This is a genomic window from Streptomyces sp. NRRL F-5122, from assembly GCF_001507435.1.
GTDB lineage: Bacteria > Actinomycetota > Actinomycetes > Streptomycetales > Streptomycetaceae > Streptomyces > Streptomyces lannensis.
In genome coordinates this window covers 1-17,553 of the sequence record NZ_LMWH01000307.1, presented here as the reverse complement: position 1 = coordinate 17,553, position 17,553 = coordinate 1, and the positions used below count along the sequence as shown (strand labels likewise).

General features: G+C 62.8%; 10 protein-coding genes and 5 pseudogenes. 8 read left to right on the top strand and 7 right to left on the bottom strand.

Annotated elements, in window-relative coordinates:
* Positions 1-130: 130 nt before the first annotated feature.
* A pseudogene (locus ADL25_RS47730) lies at positions 131-910 on the bottom strand (IS5 family transposase).
* 988 nt (positions 911-1,898) lie between these two features.
* On the opposite strand from ADL25_RS47730, the gene ADL25_RS44935 reads away from it, so the two are divergent.
* The 3 genes and pseudogenes from ADL25_RS44935 to ADL25_RS44930 form a co-directional block, all read left to right on the top strand.
* Entirely contained in the window at positions 1,899-2,237 is a 339-nt protein-coding gene (locus tag ADL25_RS44935; RefSeq protein WP_059133770.1) for a hypothetical protein, read from the top strand.
* A 255-nt stretch (positions 2,238-2,492) separates the two neighbouring features.
* On the top strand, positions 2,493-3,152 hold the full coding sequence (locus ADL25_RS49575) for a hypothetical protein (RefSeq protein ID WP_159045170.1): 660 nt from the start codon (positions 2,493-2,495) through the stop codon (positions 3,150-3,152).
* A 322-nt stretch (positions 3,153-3,474) separates the two neighbouring features.
* Positions 3,475-3,639, top strand: a pseudogene (locus ADL25_RS44930) (transposase); the annotation flags it as partial.
* A gap of 278 nt (positions 3,640-3,917) precedes the next feature.
* On the opposite strand, the gene ADL25_RS47725 reads toward ADL25_RS44930, so the two are convergent.
* A complete protein-coding gene (locus tag ADL25_RS47725) occupies positions 3,918-5,711 on the bottom strand; it encodes an AfsR/SARP family transcriptional regulator (protein ID WP_267889311.1) in 1,794 nt (597 codons plus the stop codon).
* A gap of 589 nt (positions 5,712-6,300) precedes the next feature.
* Between ADL25_RS47725 and ADL25_RS51760 the strand changes: the two are divergent.
* A pseudogene (locus ADL25_RS51760) lies at positions 6,301-6,561 on the top strand (response regulator); the annotation flags it as partial.
* Between the two features lie 99 nt (positions 6,562-6,660).
* Entirely contained in the window at positions 6,661-7,338 is a 678-nt protein-coding gene (locus tag ADL25_RS44920; RefSeq protein WP_059133779.1) for a response regulator transcription factor, read from the top strand.
* On the opposite strand, the gene ADL25_RS45495 is transcribed toward ADL25_RS44920, so the two are convergent.
* Positions 7,335-9,461: a GAF domain-containing sensor histidine kinase gene (locus ADL25_RS45495; RefSeq protein ID WP_159045168.1), complete on the bottom strand. Its 2,127-nt coding sequence runs from the start codon at positions 9,459-9,461 to the stop codon at positions 7,335-7,337. The genes ADL25_RS44920 and ADL25_RS45495 overlap by 4 nt on opposite strands.
* A gap of 314 nt (positions 9,462-9,775) precedes the next feature.
* Here ADL25_RS45495 and ADL25_RS44910 point away from each other — a divergent pair.
* Together ADL25_RS44910 and ADL25_RS44905 are read left to right on the top strand one after the other, a co-directional pair.
* Positions 9,776-10,985, top strand: a pseudogene (locus ADL25_RS44910) (IS30 family transposase).
* A 53-nt stretch (positions 10,986-11,038) separates the two neighbouring features.
* Entirely contained in the window at positions 11,039-11,434 is a 396-nt protein-coding gene (locus ADL25_RS44905) for a DUF6188 family protein (protein WP_059133766.1), read from the top strand.
* A 170-nt stretch (positions 11,435-11,604) separates the two neighbouring features.
* Here ADL25_RS44905 and ADL25_RS51460 read toward each other — a convergent pair.
* The 4 genes and pseudogenes from ADL25_RS51460 to ADL25_RS44880 form a co-directional block, all read right to left on the bottom strand.
* Positions 11,605-11,900 (bottom strand): annotated as a pseudogene (locus tag ADL25_RS51460) (cupin domain-containing protein); the annotation flags it as partial.
* Between the two features lie 137 nt (positions 11,901-12,037).
* Complete coding sequence (locus tag ADL25_RS47720) at positions 12,038-14,266, bottom strand: SpoIIE family protein phosphatase (RefSeq protein ID WP_159045167.1); 2,229 nt, start codon at positions 14,264-14,266, stop codon at positions 12,038-12,040.
* 1,073 nt (positions 14,267-15,339) lie between these two features.
* Positions 15,340-16,227, bottom strand: coding sequence for an SDR family oxidoreductase (locus tag ADL25_RS44885; protein WP_059133763.1), 888 nt, complete (start codon positions 16,225-16,227; stop codon positions 15,340-15,342).
* 329 nt (positions 16,228-16,556) lie between these two features.
* A complete protein-coding gene (locus tag ADL25_RS44880; protein WP_159045166.1) occupies positions 16,557-16,850 on the bottom strand; it encodes a hypothetical protein in 294 nt (97 codons plus the stop codon).
* A gap of 439 nt (positions 16,851-17,289) precedes the next feature.
* On the opposite strand from ADL25_RS44880, the gene ADL25_RS44875 reads away from it, so the two are divergent.
* A partial coding sequence (locus ADL25_RS44875; RefSeq protein ID WP_199839327.1) for a transposase occupies positions 17,290-17,553 on the top strand: 264 nt, incomplete at its 3' end.

Here is a 17,553-nt window from a genome sequence, read left to right as displayed (position 1 = left end):
GGCAGCGGGGGCCAGGTCCGCAGCCGCACGTGGCAGGCGGGAGGTCAGAGTGCGTCCCGGATGGCCAACCGACCCACGCGGTTGTCGGCGACGGCTGAATTGTGGTTCTGGATCACTTTTAGAGCTTGTCTCACGTGGTGAGTTTCGCGAGGCAGGTCAGGGCTGCTGCGAGTCCGAGAAAGGCCAGGAAGTGGCTGCCCTTTCGCTCGTACCGGACGGTGAGTCTGCGGTAGCCGAAGAGCCAGGAGATCGATCGTTCGATCTTCCAGCGATGCCGGCCGAGGTGCTCGCTGGATTCGATGCCGGGCCTGGCGATACGCGGGACGATGCCGCGGCTGCGCAGCCACGCCAGTCGATCGGCGGAGTGGTAGGCCTTGTCTGCGCGGATCCTGCTAGGGCGGCGCCTTCGTGGGCCGCGTTGCGAACGGATGGCGGGGATGCCCAGGACCAGCGGCAGTAGCGCCTGGCTGTCGTGGACGTTGGCGCCGGAGACGCCGAGCGCGAGGGGTAAGCCCTGGGCATCGGACAGCACGTGCAGTTTGCTGCCCTTCTTGCCTCGGTCGACCGGATTGCGCCCGGTCAGCGATCCCCCCTTTTTGCACGGACAGAGGCCGCGTCCACGATGGCGGAGGTCCAGTCCAACTCACCTCGGGTACCGAGCTCGTCCAGCACGGCCAAGTGCAGTCGCCGCCACAGTCCCGCCTCGACGATGTGCGGTGGCCGGCGAGACGCCGAAACTCTCCGGTAGATGCCGCCATGCACAACCGCTGGTCAGCACGTAGACCACGGCCGTGAACACGGCCCGGTCGTCGACCGGAGCCGTCCCTCCTCCCTGCGGACGCGCGGAGAACGAAGGCAGCAACGGATCAACCAGAGACCAGAGTTCGTCAGGAACCAACCGCTGTGACAGCCCAACACCCATGGCAAAGCATCATGCCGCATCAACCTGACACCACGTGAGACAAGCTCTTAGTGCCGCAGCCACGGAGAGTCACCACAACCGCGATCATGAATGGCCGTAGGTGATGCGCTCTTCCAGGACTTGGGGTTCCACCTCGACGGTGTCGGGTGCCCGGCCTGTAGCGAGGAATACGTAACCGCACTTTTCGTTGCAGTGGCCAGCGCACTGGACTGCCTGGAATCATCGCACCATGACAACCGGGCAGCGCGATCCGGAAGTTGGCATGGCGCCCATCGCGGTGCCACGCACGAATGAACACCGCCGAGCCGGAATCGTCGACCTCTCGCGCAATGCGATGTGGCAGGAGCGTCTCGCCGACGACCTGATCACGCTGCAGATCCGCGAGCCCATTCCCCTGCGCGTCTGCGTGGCGCTCCGTCGCCGCGTGCACTTGTCCACCTGGCGCCGCTGGCCATTGAACCGCTGGCGACTGTGCCGGTCGCCACCGCGATCTAGGCGGCTCTCTGGCTCGTCACTGCGCTGCTGGGGAAGAGTGATCGGGTCAATCCCTTACTCCACCCGGAAATGTTCTTTTAAGCGTCGCACGAGGTGTGGGGGATATCTCGGACAGCGTTTGCATCCGTCGTCATCGCCGTGCCCCGATTTTTGGCCTGCGGCGGCTTGGCGAGCGCTGTGGTGTACCTGCACGAAAGAGACATGCTTCGTGAGGTCTCATGATTCTCGTGGTTCTTCGTAGCGCGCCGCTATGCCCCGGGGATGCAGTGCGCAGATGCGGTGCACGCCTGCGCAGAAGCCCGACGCGCCGGAGGAGAGAAGCAGGCTGTGATGCTCAAGAAAGTGTCCAGACGCCTGCGGGTAGTCCTACGCAACCTGCCTGACGCGCCCCTATCCCGTCGCTCCGTCCACGTTTCTCCGCACGTGCCAGGGTTCTCAAGAAGCACGCCCGCCATGTTGGGCAGCACTACAGACGATCGATATGAAGACCGACAGCAGGCCCGACGACGCACTGCAAGACATCTCCAAGGCCCTCGTGTTGCTGTCGGACCGCTACTGCCACGCCCGACTGGGCACTCTGCTCGATGAGGAGTACCTGCACGGTATCGATCCGCCGCCAAACCGGGAATTGCTGCGGTGGCTGCTCGCCCTCCTCGTCGCCGGCGGATCCGTGACTGGTCTCGGCCTCAGCGGAGTGCTGCCTGAGTCCGCCGAAGGGATCGTCTACACCATCGTTGCATTTCTTGCTCTAACCATCGCATTTGGCCGCAAGATCCAGCGCAGCATCGAGGTACTCGGCGCCATCACCGGAGGAATCTAGCGAGCAGACAGCTCCGGAGGCTTTGCGGTCTCAGGGGAAGTAGCCGGTCAGGGCTTCATGGGTTCTCAGTTCGGCCTGCCGTGTCCACAGATGGTCCACTCACGCCGATCACTGCCTAGCAGTTCGATCGAGGACGACGCTAGACGTAGCGTCCGGCCGTGAGGGGCGGTCGACCGTGGCAGTTCGGAACTGCCCGTGTCCGTGCTGTCCGTATCAGGCGGACAGCCTGGGGCCACATGCGTCACCATAGGTCGAATGAGCGTCGCCACCGTGGTGTTGGACTATTTGAAGACCCTTATCTGGCCTATTGTTTTACTTGTCTTCATTGTTCGCTTTTCGCCCACCCTTCGCCAAGTCCTTGAAAACCTGAGCGAATTAAGCGGACCGGCAGGGATCACTGCAAGGTTCGAACGCGACATAAACAGGACAGCCGCTCAAGCGGATTTGGCTGCCAGTGTCGAGCAAGGCCAATCAAGGGCAGGTAATGAATCGCCGATTGGCGACACATCGGAGAACCTCCTAGCCTCTCGAATAGGGCTGACCTGCGAAGACGTTTTGACCTGGGCTAGCATCGCTAGAAGCATGGCTCGAGTCAGACCTCAAGCGATGATATCGGAATCCTGGGGCAAGCTTGAGGATGTTGTCTTACGGGCCGCAAACTCGCTAGGATTGAACCACTATACGCAAGCCTCCGACCCATCAGATTTTGTTGCTCTACTTGGCCAACTGACGGAGCGTGGACTTTCCCCTGAATTCTTTCGAGTTGGGGTGAATTTGGCAGTCCTTCAATCTCAGATCAATGTACTGAACAGTCAAAGGTCGCGACCGGCGCCTTCGGCCGCCGAGGACTTTGTGTCCGCGAGTGAGCGCCTCATGATCGCCATACTCCGACTTCCTGTTGAAACATCCGAGTGATCACTCAGGATATGCGGTCGGGACCTCTTCGTCCCGAACAAACTTCGCTGGGCGCTTGACCTCGCGCCGGTATGTCTCTCACCTGCTGAGGCGGTCCGCAGGCGTCCGCGATTGCTCGCCGCTGTTCATCGGCGTTGTCACGCGCTTAGCTTGGCGTTTAAGGTCCGCCCGTGGGCGGCTCGTTGAGCTGACCGCGGGCTTCGTCGTTCCGCAGACAGCAGGACGGCCTTTGCGTGATCATGTCTTCTCGCTGAAGTCGACGTTGATCACAACAAAGGCCGTGAGGGTGAGTCTGCTGGACGATGCCGCCCACGTCGAGTCCCTGACCGTGTTGTCCCGGTTCCGGACCGACTTCTATGCCTGTCTGCCCGCCCGCGCCGATGCGCTATTCGAGCTGACCGACGCGCTGCTGTGCACGGACGGGCCGGTCAAGACGCTGGTCGAGCTGTCGCTGGCACCCGAACACCGGCGCGGGCACGGAGCACTGTGCCGGCGGCCTGCCTCGGTGACCGTGAGGCGAGCCTGACCTGGTGCAGTCATGCGACAGCGGGCCCGACGTCGGATACGAGTTCAGCAATCACGTTGGCCGACAGACCCGTAATCCTCTGCTCGTTGGTGACCGCTGCACGAGACGCATTCCCCACCACACAACCATGATCGATAATCGTGAGTTGTGCGCCTCATGCCTGGAGTGCACGAGTTCGTCAGCCTGTTGATTGGATATACGGCACAATACGGAGACTTCTTGGACAGGAACTGTCTACATTAAGGAGTGATGTTTGCCTGCTCCGATGCGAATGCCGCCACAAGGCTGTTCCAATTGTACCTACCGGGGCCGACCTCGGAGACAAGGTGTACGCGGATCAAATGCGAAAGGTTCTGGCGGACCTGCTGTTCGGTCTGCTTGGTCAAGTTTGCTACTTGTGGAGCGGAAAAGGTGAGTGTCCGATTCGCACTCAAGCCACGAAAGAGCCGAGCTGCCTCCGTGTCCAGGGTACGGTAGGACTGCATAATCGAGGCGCGCACGTCGAGGGCTGAGTCTTCGTCGCTCGTGAAGGCATCGAGCACGCTCTGTCCGGCCAGTGCGTACTCGTTGGCCAGGTTTTCCAAGCGCAGTTGTGGTCGAAATGCCGCACGGGCTGCTAGGTTGGAGAGAGCTAGCGGCAGATGCCCTGCCAGTTGGATAATGCGGTCGACGGCTGCGGGTTCGGCAGCGGTCCTGGATGTGCCAAGGCGATATGCCAGGAAGCTGCGGGAGTCTTCGTGGCTTAGGGGCAATAGTGTCAGCGGTGTGGCCTGGTAGGTGGCAACGAAGCTGTGTAGTTGTACCCGACTCGTGACGAGTGCCATGCACCCGGCGGTGCCGGGGACCAGCTCTCTGAGTTGTTCGGTGTCGTGAGCGTTGTCAAGCACGACCAGTATCCGCCGATTGGCCAGCAGACCGCGGAACATGAGACCTCGGTCCTGCCGAGTGGTAGGAATGTCATTCGCCCGGACGCCGAGGGACTGCAGGAAGCCGTTAAGCACGTCTGTAGGATCTCTGGGCGTGCCTTCCGGACCTGCGCCTTGGAGATCTGCGAAAAGCTGGCCGTCTGGGAAGTGGTGGATCAGACGATGGGCGGTGGTCGTGGCGAAGGCTGTCTTTCCAACGCCCGCCATCCCGCCGACTACACAGATGGCGACATTATGTGAGGCTGCAGCATTACAGACCAGGTGCTCGACCTGCTCGTGCTCCTTCTCACGCCCTATTAGCCGAGGCAGAGCTGGTGGGAGCTGTGCCGGAGTGGCGGATGGTTGCCGGTAGGGCTGTTGCTTTTTGTTGTCGTGGCCGGCGATGTGCGGGAGCACGAGCTGTCCGGACAGGATGCGTTCGTGAATCTGCTGGAGGGGTGGTGAGGGGTTGATCCCGAGACGTTGGCGAAGCCGGTGAGTGGTCGTGTGGTAGAGAGTCAACGCTTCCGACTGCCGTCCTGCGCCGTACAAGGCGATCATCAACAGTTCACAAAGGCGTTCGCGAAGAGGGTGTTCGACTAGGAGCGGGGCGAGTTCGGCGGCTGCCTCGGCATAGTGTCCCTGTTCTACCTGGCAAGCCAGATGATCTTCCATGCATGCCAAGCGCAGCTGGTCGAGGACGCGTCGCTGAGTTTCGGCGAATGGCCCCGGGACACCTGCCAGGGCTATCCCTCTCCACATTTCCAGTGCTTTGGACAGCTGAGTTGTCGCCGAGGGTAGATCGCCGTTCAGTCGCGCCTCCCTTGCCTTTGCCGCCGCTTGCTTGAACCTGTTGAGGTCAAGAGCTTCTGGCTTAATGCGTAGAGAGTAACCACCATCGATGAGCTTCAAGGTGCTGTTGCTGTCCTCGCCCAGCGCCTGCCTCAGCCTGTAGATGTAAGTGCGTATCGAACCTATGGCCGAGGGCGGTGCATCCTCGCCCCATACGTCCTCCACCAGGGTGCCGAGACTCACTGGGCCGCCCGCACGTAGCAGAAGGGACGCAAGGACCGCGCACTGTCGTGGCTGACCAGGGCCAGTGTCCGCGTCTTGCCTGTGCAACCGCACCGGTCCGAGTACTGAGAACTGAACGTCTGTTTGCACGGTTATTCCTTCCTGCGGAAGTGCGCATCTCACCGAAGCGCAGCGTGCTGAGGCACAGGTATGCGGTCGAAGCGGTCCAGCAGCGATGTACTGAGTTGGTGTATCCCGACGACGGCGAGTTCGGCCTCGGCTTGAATGTCTGCAGCCCCGATCACCGTGCACCGGGCTGCGAGCCCGAAAAGCTAGTCCAGCAGTGTCGACTTGCCGGCTCTAGCCTCGCTTCCGGTTCCCAGTGCCCAGGTCTTGCCGTTGCAGCCGGCTTGACTGGCTAGTCGAACCGGCCGCACTCAACGGCACGGCCGCTCAGCACCGGAACGCCGGGAACAGGCCCCGATGGACTGGAATGCCCAGGCATCGCCGCTGTCTTAGTGTTGTGTCCATGACGTGAGGGTCCCGCCTTGCAATGTGGTCAGGTCAAACTGTGCGGTACCGCTCACTTCTCGGGAATCGCCCGCACCGGAGACCTCGATCCGAGAATCGGATGTAAGAGTGGGGATAGCCGCGCTGTGACCTCGGGTTTGCCCTACTGTCCCGCGGCGATACCGATGGCATCATGGTCCCCGTGCTTCTGACCGTGCTCATAGTCGATGACGATCCCGCCTTCCTCACACTCGCCACGAGGATCCTCGAAGAGATGGGTGTTGCGGAGATCATGACGACGACGAGCGCGGCGTCCGCAACGGTGGAAGCACAGGCAAAGCGCCCCCAGGCGGTGCTGGTCGATGTCGGACTGCCAGACCGGGACGGCGTCGATCTCGCCGAGGAGCTCGCCGCACTTCCGTGGTCTCCGCGCGTAGTACTGACCTCAGCAGACAAAGATGCGGTGAGCGCAGCTCTCTATCCGGAGGACGAGAGGGCTCTGCCGTTCGTACCGAAGGAAGAGCTGGCTAACGGTGCGCTTCATAGTCTCTTGATGGGGGCCTCGGCGGCGCATCCTGTACGAGTGCTTGTCGGCGAGGACGACGTGCTGCTACGCGCGGGAATCGTCCGTCTGCTGGCCGAGGCGGGCTTCGAGGTGGTGGCACAGGCAGGCGACGCCGACGACTTCTTGCGAAAGGCCGTCGTGTACCAGCCTGATGTAGCGGTGGTGGATATACAGATGCCACCTGGGCATGGAGACGACGGCCTACGTGCGGCCCTCGAGCTGCGTGAACGCCGACCGGAGACAGGGGTACTCGTGCTCTCGCAGTACTACGAGGACCAGTATGCGGTCGATCTGATCGGCGAGAGCGCAGAGGGGGTGGGCTACCTACTCAAGGAACGGGTGGGTGATGTCGAGGCCTTCACGGACGCCGTTGCGCGAGTGGCCGCTGGAGGGAGTGCGCTCGACCCTGAGGTTGTCGGCAGGATGCTGGGGAGACGTCGGCGTGGCGGACCACTGGACAGCATGAGCCCGCGCGAGCGTGACGTCTTGGCGCAGCTCGCGGAGGGTAAGTCCAACCAAGGAATCGCGGAGACGCTCGTGGTTACGACGGCGGCTGTAGAGAAACACGTGACGAATATCTTTTCCAAACTCGGCCTCGACACTAGTCCGACCGGTCACCGCCGGGTGCTTGCCGCGCTTGCCTACCTGCGCGAGTCGCGGCGCTAGACCGACAGAGGCAGCTTCGCAAGCAGGACGGTGCCTGCGCCGCCCGGGCTGTCAATGCGCAGCGAACCGCCCAGTGCGGCCACACGGTCACTAATGCCCGTCAGCCCGTGACCCTCGGGATCGGCCCCGCCGATGCCGTCGTCGTGTATCTCGATGCGCAGCACGGCATCGTTGACCCCGGCGCGCACTGTGGCTCTCGTCGCCCGAGCATGCTTGACCACGTTGGTCAATGCCTCCGCCACAATGAAGTAGCCGCTCGCCTCGATCTCCGGGGGCAACCGTGTGCTGGTGACGTCCACATCGACGGGAAAGTCGAGTCGCGAAACTATGCTGTCGACGCCGGCCCGCAGACCTCCGCGCGCAAGGATCGATGGGAGGATGCCATGGGCGAGTTCCCGAAGATCGGCGTTGCCCTGCTCTGCGTGATCGAGTGCCTCGGCGAGCAGCGACCTGGCACGCGCTGTGTCCTTGCCAAGTGCCCGCTGTGCGAGCTTCAGCGTGATGATCGTGTGGACCAGACGCTGCTGGGCACCGTCATGCAAGTCGCGCACGACCCGTCGACGCGCGTCATCCCCCGCTGAGAGCACCCGGGCACGCGACGCCATGAGTTCATTGTGATTCTCGGCGTTCGCGATCGTCGTCACGACGAGCTCGGCGAACTCGGCGAGACGCTGCTCCACATAGGCATGCGGTGGTTCGACGTCCATCCGCCAACTACCCGTCAGTGCACCCCAGAGCCGACCGTCGACCACAACCGGTGCGGCGACCGCTATCCCGTGGTTCGAGCGGCGTGCAAGGTCGGCAATCGTACCCTCGCCTGTCGTGCGGAGGTCGACCCGTGCCGAGCGTCTGGTCCGCAGCACCCGGGCGGTGGCGCTATCGCCATCCAGAGTCACACGCATTCCCGGTCGGATGAGCCCTGCGGGCTGTCCTCGGTGTGCCAGGATCGTGACCTCGTTTTCGCCATCGGCGCGGATCAGACCGACCTCAGCCGGCTTGAAAAGGTCGCGAAGCTCCACGACAACGGCGTCGAACACTTCGGTCGGACCGGCTCCCTGCGCAACCAACGTGGCTAGCCTGCGCAGGCTAGCCTGCTCGTCGAGCAGCCGCTGCAGCTCGGTTTGCGTCTGTGTGTTGGCGATCGCCGTAGCCACGAGCTCTGTGAACTGTGTGACGCGTTGCTCAGTGTCGGCGGGGAATGGTTCGCACTCGTGGTGGGCGAGGAACATCGTCCCCCACAAGCGGCCCTGAACAAGGACCGGACAGCCGATCGCGGAACGGAATCCGTGCCGTTTGGCATACTCGGCGAGAACACCGCTCGCGGTGGAGTAGTCATCAATGCGAACCGGGCATCGCTCGCGAAACACCCTTGCCGTCACGCCGTTACCATCGACCGGCAGCCTTGCGTTTACTCGGATCCCGTCCGGGGGCGTATCACCCCACGTCGCCAGAACAGTCGCTGTATCGTCTGGCTCGTAGCGGAGGATTGCGGAGTCGACGTGACGTCCGAGCAAGCTCGCCACCTCTTCGGCGACCTTGGCGAACAATTCCGCGGGCGGCCCATTCTCTGCCACCAGTGTCGCCACACGCCGTAGCGCGGCCTGCTCGTCTGCGAGGCGGGCGAGGTCGGCTCGTGCTTGGGCAGTAGCGATTGCGGTCGCTACCAGCTCGGTGAACTGTGCGAGTCGTTGTTCGACATCCAGCGGGAACAGGCTGATATCACCTGTCCCAACGGTTATCGCGCCCCAGAGTTGTCCGGCGACCACGATCGGGCTGCCAACCACCTCTCGGACGTTGAGGCGTCGCGCGCGCTCGCCAAGAGGGCCAGTCGCGCGTACCTTCCGGCCATAACGTGCGAATTGCGCAGTCTGTGCGATCTCAGAGGCGACGTTCACCCCACCCAAGGGAAGCCGTGTACCGACCCGGACCACCTCGCTGAACCGGCCCCAGCCTCCGACGAGGGTGACGGTCTCATCAGGCTCAAACCGAAGCAGTCCGGCAAAGGTAACCACGAACAGCTGTGCTACTTCCTTAGCCGTTGTCTCGAAGATCTCGGCCAGCGAAGCGCCTTGCGCCACAACTGTCGCCACGCGACGCAAGGCTGCCTGCTCCTTGGACCGCACGGTCACCTCCAAGCGGGGGCTAGTGCCCGACGCGGGCGATGACAAGGCCAGGAGTTCATAAGACGACATTGTTGCAGGGTTAATGAGTGTGCAGGCGCCATTGGATATCGACAGCCGGGTCCGTGCCGTCGAGCTAGAGCTGCGGCCCTGGCGACGGCCCTGCTCGGATTCAAGAGCGTGAACCCCTTCAGTAGCAGTCTGGGCCAGGGCAACACCGGCCAGCTACGCTCTCGATGTCCGCGCAGCAACATCGCGCCTCCCCCACGCGCCTTGGGTTCTAGCGATCATCGCAACACCCGACCTTCGGGGACGCGATGGGCTTCGAGATCCGAAAGATCCGAACACCGCAGGGGAAGAAGAAGCTGGCCCGTGAGCGGGAGGAATACTTCCGGCTCATGGAGCAGGGAGTGAGCAGCCGGGAGGCGTGCCGGATCGTCGGCATCAATCGGCGTACCGGCAAGCGGTGGCGCAACGGCACCAATCCAACGAAAAACAGACCCGCTCAGCCCGCACAAAGAATGCGGGCTGAGCGGGTCGTTTCGTCGTCTCGGCACCTGACGCAGGAGGAACGGCTCTACATCGCCGACCGGGTGCGGGAGAAGGTATCGGTGCGGAGGGTTGCAGCTGAGCTGGGGCGGAGTCCGTCGACCATCAGCCGGGAGATCCGTCGCAACCGGGCATCCCGGCAACGGCCAGTACCGGCCCTATGCCGCTCAGGCCCGCGCCGAGTCCCGGCTTCCCCGGCCCAAGCCCAGCAAGATCACTCACAACTCAGAGCTACGGGAGTTCACCCAAGGCCACCTGGACAAGAGGTGGAGTCCGGAGCAGATCTGCCAGGCTCTGCGCAGGCACTTTCCCGACCGGCCGGAGCTGCACGTGGTGCACGAGACGATCTACCAGGCGCTTTACGTCCAGGGCTGCGGTGAACTGCGTCGGGACCCGGCCAAAGCGCTTCGCAGCGGGCGTGTGCGGCGCAAGCCCCGACGGCAGGCCCAACAGCGCCAGCCCCGCTTCCGCGACCCCATGGTGATGATCAGTGAGCGTCCCCGCGGTCCCCGGCCACTGGGAGGGCGACCTCATCATCGGCAAGGACGGCGCCTCCGCGATCGGCACGCTCGTCGAGCGGAGCACCGCACCCGCCACGTGATGCTCCCGTACCTGCCGAACGGGCGTGGAACCGAGTTGGTCCGCGACGCCTTGACGGAGGCCGTCACGACGCTGCCGGCCCACTTGAAGCGGTCCCTGACCTGGGACCAGGGCACCGAGATGGGACGCCACCACGAGTTCACCGTCGCCACCGATGTTCCGGTCTACTTCTGCGACCCCGCCAGCCCCTGGCAGCGCGGCTCAAACGAGAACACGAACGGTCTGCTGCGGCAGTACTTCCCGAAGGGCACCGACCTGTCCGTCCACAGCCGCGAACACCTGCACGCCGTCGCCGCTGAACTGAACGGCAGGCCCTGCAAGACGCTCGACTGGGAAGCGCCGGCCGAGCGCCTGTCTACACTGCTCAAGGCCTCATAGAGCCGGTCTTCGGCTTTCCGCCGGCACACGGCAGAAGCGCGGCAGGGGGAGCGGTGAAAGTACCCACAGAGCTGGTCGGCACCCGTGTCACGCGCACGGCCTTCCACCATCAGGTCCGGATCAGCTTCACCGATCACGCCCCAGACGTCCGCATCCGCGTCGATGGCGAGCTCGCCATCGAGACACCATTCACCCTCACAGACGCCTCGGGCCACCAGGCCCTTCTGGCGCCAACCACCGGACCGTCCTTGGCACCGCTACTCAGACTGTTCACCAAGGCCGTCACCGAAACCGAGATCACCAGGCTAGGCACCCTGTCCCTCGGCTTCGATGACGGTACTCGGCTCGGCGTCGAGCCAGACTCCGACTACGAGTCGTGGAGCCTCACCGGCTCAGGAATCGATCCCGTCCTGGTAGGCCCAGGCGGCGAAACCGACTGGCAACACTGACCACCGCCGCAACCGACACCGCCGCGGCACTCAACCTGCGTTGCAACGACCGCTGGAATCTGCCCGCCACGCCATGTGGGGGTGTTTCGTCGAGATGGTTGAGCCTTGATCTCGCGCCATCGGCTCTCATCGAGTCATAGATCGCTGCACTGCCGCATGCAGCGCGTGGCCTAGTCATCGAGTACGTCGGTGTTGTGCCGATCGTGCCTGACCCGGGAGGTTTTCAACTCATCGCGGCTGCGCCGTGCGTACTCCACTGCCTTCTCAAAGTACTCCTCCCTGGGAGCTCCCGGCGTGAAGAGCAGCAGCAACGACACCGGCTCGTCGCTATCGTTCCGGAAGGTGTGGAGCCCACCGGCCGGTACGCAGAGGAAATCCCCCGACCTCCCGTGACCCGATGTTCGCGATCGTAAAGCAGGATCATGCCAGACAGGACGTAGAAGGACCTGGAGATCCTTCGGTGAAAGCGGAGCGGTAGGGGCTGCGCCAGGAGCGGAGCGATGTGGTGGATCGCCCGGTCCGCAGCCCACGCGGAGATCCCGACTACAGAGCCGAGCTGCCACATCGCGAAGCTTGCTACGAACGGGACTTAACGGACATCTTTTAGCTCTTCGCCTTCAACTCAAACCAAGTGGTCTTACCACGGCCAGCAGGAGAGGTGCCCCAAGCCCAGGCCACTGCATCGACGATCAGCATGCCACGTCCCGATTCAGCTTCGTCATTGACCGCTTCCTCCCCGCCCACTATGGCGGCCAAAATTGGCGGCCGCGGGTTGCTGTCGCGAACTTCTACCCGAAGGCGTCCCGGATAGCTGCGCAATAGCACGTCAACTTCAGTCTGGGCGTGGATCAAAGAGTTGGTCACCACCTCTGAAACCAGGAGTTGCAGGTCGTCAACATCGATCTGGAGTTGCCAAGTGCATGCCAAGCTCTCCAAGGCATGACGCAGTCGCCGCACCTGCTGCAGGTCGTTCCGCTCGATGGAGTACCGGGCGACTCGTCTGGAAGCGTCCGGTTGGGCTCCTTCGTAGCGCATCAGGAGCAGCACCAGGTCGTCATCACGCAAGGACGACGCAGAGGCACCCTTGATCAGCTCATCGGCCAATGCCTCAAGATCCAGTGTCCGCCGGTCAGTCAACTGTTCACAGAGCTTACTGAGCGCCCGTTCAACGGGGTGATGCCGCAGATCCAGCAAGCCGTCGGTGTAGAGCGCAACCAAAGATCCAGGTTCCAACAAAGTGTCAGCCTGTTCGAAGGTGGCGTCTGGATCGACTCCCAGCGGCGGACCTGTGGACAGCGTCGGCGTGGTGAGCCGCCCATCTTGATCGTTGATGACCGGGAAAGGATGTCCAGCACTCGCGATGCCGACCATCCCGGTGTCCAGATCGAGCCACATGCAGCAACAGGTGGCGAAGAGACCGGTGTCCAAGCCGACGAGCAGTCGGTTGCTGCGTTCCAGCACACATGCGGGCTCGTGTCCTTCGGCAGCATATGCTCGGACACCGCTGCGCAGTTGCGCCATGACTCCTGCAGCGTCGATGTTGTGCCCTTCGACGTCTCCGATGATCAGTCCAATCCGATTACCCGACAGCCTGATCATGTCGTACCAATCGCCACCCACCCCGGCGCCTTGCATTGCCGGGACATAGCGACTAGTGGTGACGATCTCTTTGAGATGTGGAAGTCTGCGGGGCAACAGACTTTTCTGCATAGTCTGGGCCAGGGACTGCTCCCATTCATGGCCCAGAACCCGCTGCAGTGATTGACCGACCTGCCCGAGCATCGTGATGAGAACTGCAAGTTCCTCCCGCTCGAATGGCCGATGGCGATCGCAGACGATGACAGAGCATCCCACCACACGCCGGTCTGCGATCAACGGCAGAAACATCCACGCGTGGCCCTCGTGATAGCGGTCTAGCTTTGGATAGGCCAAATGAAGCTCAGGTGTCGTGAAGATCGTCGGACGAATCTGGCTCATCGCGTCTGCCTCGGGGGCGCCTGGCGTAAGCAGTATGCCATCCAGTGCTCGCAGGTCAGCCTTCGCAAACCCAGCGGAGCCTGCTACCTGCAACCGACCGTTCTCCGTCAAGCATAGGGCCACTCCTGTACCTCCGAATGGTTGCACCACCTGAGACTGCATAGTCGCGACGATGTCGTGGGACTGCACTGCCGCGCTCAATTCGGCGGCCAGTCGCTGAAATTGATAAAGGAAGGCAGTGCGCCCGCGGAGCCCAATGGGACGAGCCAGAGACGTGAGTGCAGATTCTGATTCCTCTTGGCTTTCACTACACAGAGGGACAAACCATGGTGTAATAGGCGCATTGACAGAAACGCCCAGCTCCACCTCCCTCTCCAGCTTCACAGCCAGGGCGTTTGCTACGCTTTGAATGAATTCCAATTGTTTAGCATCTGGATATCTAGGTGGAACCCAGTCCAGAATCAGGACACCGAATCTTCTATGTACTGTCTGTAGCGGTGCAGCCACTATTAGGCAGGAGAAAGGAATGTATTGGACCAGCGCTGGGTCGCCCTCCACGGCCTTCTGCATGGCTACTTGGTCGCGAATGACGATCTTCCCACTTTGGTAAGCTGCGGCACCAACACGGTTGGGGTCGTCCAAGGGGACGCTTGGAATCACGGTGAAGCTCAGAGGTGTGTCGATCACCATCGAGACTTTGAGGGCACGACCGTCGGCGGTTAGGAAATACACCGCTGCTGTCGCCGGGCACAGGCGCATGCAAAGCTGGCGCAGAGCCTCTGCCATCTCGGCATCGCAGCGCGCTTCAGGTGACCCGGGTCGCTCGGGTGCGAACTGAAAGGGTTCGCCATTCATACGATCCATCGTAAGCACACCTGGCCGGACTGAGCGGCGGCTGAGATGACGGTCGTATATCGCAGGACAACGGCTTCCACGCCACCTTCCTATTTTGCGTCATGCTCGGGGTGGCTCGATCGGGCCGCCGACGGGAAGTGCCGCCGTTACCGTCTTCACCCAGCAATGAGGCCTCCGGCCTTAGGTCGGACTGCACTCCCTTGTTGCTCATGGCAATGCCCTTGTTTTCGGGCTGTCTGCCGGTTGAGACGATGTGCTGCTAACCCATCTGGACGGGCTGGGGCTCGAGGTCCTGATCAGTCGGTCCCGCCAGAGCTGGTGGAACGAGTGGTCGATGAGACCGGCCGCTCATAGGAGCGCCGACGGCTGCTATCAGCACGGTTCCAAGGGGCGCCAGGGTGGCCCTCCGGTCCTCAGATCGCAGACCCCGGACGTGCGGCCGAAAATCTACGCGTACGTGATCGTGTAGCACACCGCCCGCGACCTGTTTCACGAATTCGCCCCTATGGCAGAGCGGCTGGGACCTGCAGTTCGTCCGCCCCGCGGAGATCTCACCGAGCGGTTTTCCGCCCGCCGCCCGCAGACGGGGCCGGCATCTCGGACTCGCCGAGATCGGGCACAGCCTGTTACTGGCTGCCGACCCTGTGACTGCTCCCGCAAGATACGCTCCCGCGTCACCGGCTACAGCAGCAAGGACCCCTGGAGAAGCCGCCAGCCTGCAATTCCCCAGTCCTCATCGCCCTGGATCGCCATCGGCACGAGGAGGTGTCGCCTGGTCCAGTGGCATCGACGGACCGTCGATGAGGGCCTTGAGCAGCGCCTTCACCCGAGCCGGAAGCTGCCCTCGGGGCTACGATCCGTCGATGACGAGCTGGTGGGCATGCTGTTGAGCGGGCTCGAGCGGAGGGCTGCAGCCTCCCGCTACCGACGGACTGTTGCACTTGCTGACCAAGAGGGCGCTGGAGTCAGTCCTGGAGGGTAAGCTCAGCCGTGCGATTCGGTGCTCTACAAACCGCAGTCGCCAACTGCCAACCGCTTGCGGCACCGATCTGAGTTGCCAGATCCCGTGGATTTCAGCCCAGGGCGGGATAGCCGCCGGCAGCGAGGTCGTCGATCAGGTTCGGGTGGGTGGGTTGCCAGCCGAACCGTTCCCGGGTCAGTGCACTCGACGACGGCATGTCAAGGGCGAACACCTGACCGACTACGCCGAAGCGCTCAGGCCCCACCGACTCGACCGGCACCGCGAGAACACCGCCGATAGCCTCAGCCAGCGACCTCATGGTGTCGCCTTCGTCGGCTACCGCGTGGAGGACTGTTCCCGGCGCGGCGTCCTCGAGTGCGATGCGGAACAAACGAGCGGCGTCAAGCCGGTTGACCGCCGGCCATCGCTGTGTGCCGTCGCCGATGTACGCGGACACGCCCGTCTTCTGCGCAGCGGCAATGAGTACCGAGCAGAAGCCGTATTGCGACCCGCGCTGGTGCACGGACCGTGGAAGCCGCACGACGGACGACCGGATGCCTTGGGCGGCCAGGGTCAGCACCACATCGGAGGTGCGGCCGCGGCCACCGACCAGACCGTCGGTGGTGTTGGCGTCCTCCTCGGTTGAGGTGTGGCCTGGCATCATCGGCGTGAGGCCGGCATGTACGAACGGCTTGCCACTGCCTGCGAGTGTGGCCGCGAGGGTCTGCACGGCGCGCCCCTCCTCGTCAATGCCCTGCTCCAGGTTGCTCCAGTCGTTGCTGAAGGCCAGGTTGATGACACCATCAGCCTGCGTGGCGCCGGAGCGGAGGCTGTCCAGGTCGGTGAGGTCGCCGCGGAGCGGTGTCCCGCCAGCGGCAGCGACGGCCTCAGCCGACGCGTCGGAACGCACGAGACCGAGGACCTCGTGACCAGCGGCAATGAGTTCAGGAACTACAACCGAGCCAATGCTGCCGCTGGCTCCAGTGACGAACACGCGCATGGAAGGCTCCAAATGATTCCTGCGACACTACGTCGCAGAATAAGAATTGACGACGGTCCGGGCCGCTCGAGTAACACGCGCCGCCACTGGAACATCCCCGATGAGGCGAGCACATCTTCTCAGCCCCAACTGCCACTTTATCAGTGCATACGTGGCACACGGGGAACCCAAGCGACTCGTCGTGGCTGCGCTTCAGGCGTTCTCCGAACAAAGGTGGCGCGAGACGACCGTGGCGGTGATCGCCGGCTGGACCAGCCAGACCAAGAGCACCTTCCACCCGCCGCCGGAAGTACTCACCGCAGGTCAGGAGACGCCAGGGCACCGCGTGCTCAGGCGGTGGCCACGTTCGGCAGGTCGGCCTTAACCGAGGTCTTGCCTGTTTGAAGGGCGATAACAACCTGATAAACGTTGTCGGCGTGTTCGTACTTCTGATTGTTCAGCATGTTCTGGTATGCGGAACTGGTGGCCGTATCGCCGCTGCCACCGAACCAGTTAGTGCCGGTCAGCGTGAACTGCTGGCTGGTTCCATCGGAGTAGGAGATGGTCCCGCTCCCGCCCTCGGGACCGTAGCTGGCCGAGACCACACACCCCCAGCTCTGACCATCAACGCGTATCTGCCCCACCTTCAAATGCCCGGCACGACAACAACACTCCCGGTCTCGGAGGCGACCCTCTGACGATTCAGCAAACTTCAATTTTCTGAGGCTACAACAACCAGCGTTCCTGCAACAGTGATCGCTAGCAGTGATCAAACTCTCACAAGATTTTGCGTTCTAATCCGTAAGACGTTTCCTGTGGGGGCGGCTCCTTCGCTCTGGGCATAACGCTATTGCTGAGTGGCCGGTCCCGGACGTGCTGTTTCGTCGGTCGGCGCACTTGCGGGTCTTGCAGGCCGTCTGCCACCACGATCGGTACAGCGTCCAGTTCGGCACCTCTAAGCTTGGCGTTTAAGCGCGACAAGATCGTTTCTTGTTGAGGTTCGCCGTTCGCCTGACAAGAGGCACGGCCGCTCATGATTCTTCGGAGTGTCGAGCTTCGAAGTGTCACAGAACGGCCGTGTGAATGAGTGTGCTGGACGAGGTCGCCCGCGTCGACCCTCTTGCTGTGTTGTCCGGGTTTCGCCGGGACCTCTATGACTGTTTGGAAGCGCGGGGCGACGAGTTGTTCGAGCTTGTCGACGCTCTGCTGTGCACGGACGGGCCGGTGAAGACGCTGGTCGAGTTGTCACTGGCTCCTGAGCACCGGCGTGGTCATGGTGCTCTGTATGGCGGGTTGAATTGCGGGCGGCTGGATGTGGCGCGGCTGCGCAGGGCTTTGGCTGGACTG

Bases quoted from the DNA above. Each gene is read 5' to 3' on its own strand.
- ADL25_RS47720 (WP_159045167.1), bottom strand. From the start codon at position 14,266: ATGAATGGCGAACCCTTTCAGTTCGCACCCGAGCGACCCGGGTCACCT.
- ADL25_RS49575 (WP_159045170.1), top strand. From the start codon at position 2,493: ATGAGCGTCGCCACCGTGGTGTTGGACTATTTGAAGACCCTTATCTGG.
- ADL25_RS44935 (WP_059133770.1), top strand. From the start codon at position 1,899: ATGAAGACCGACAGCAGGCCCGACGACGCACTGCAAGACATCTCCAAG.
- ADL25_RS44885 (WP_059133763.1), bottom strand. From the start codon at position 16,227: ATGCGCGTGTTCGTCACTGGAGCCAGCGGCAGCATTGGCTCGGTTGTA.
- ADL25_RS44920 (WP_059133779.1), top strand. From the start codon at position 6,661: ATGGGGGCCTCGGCGGCGCATCCTGTACGAGTGCTTGTCGGCGAGGAC.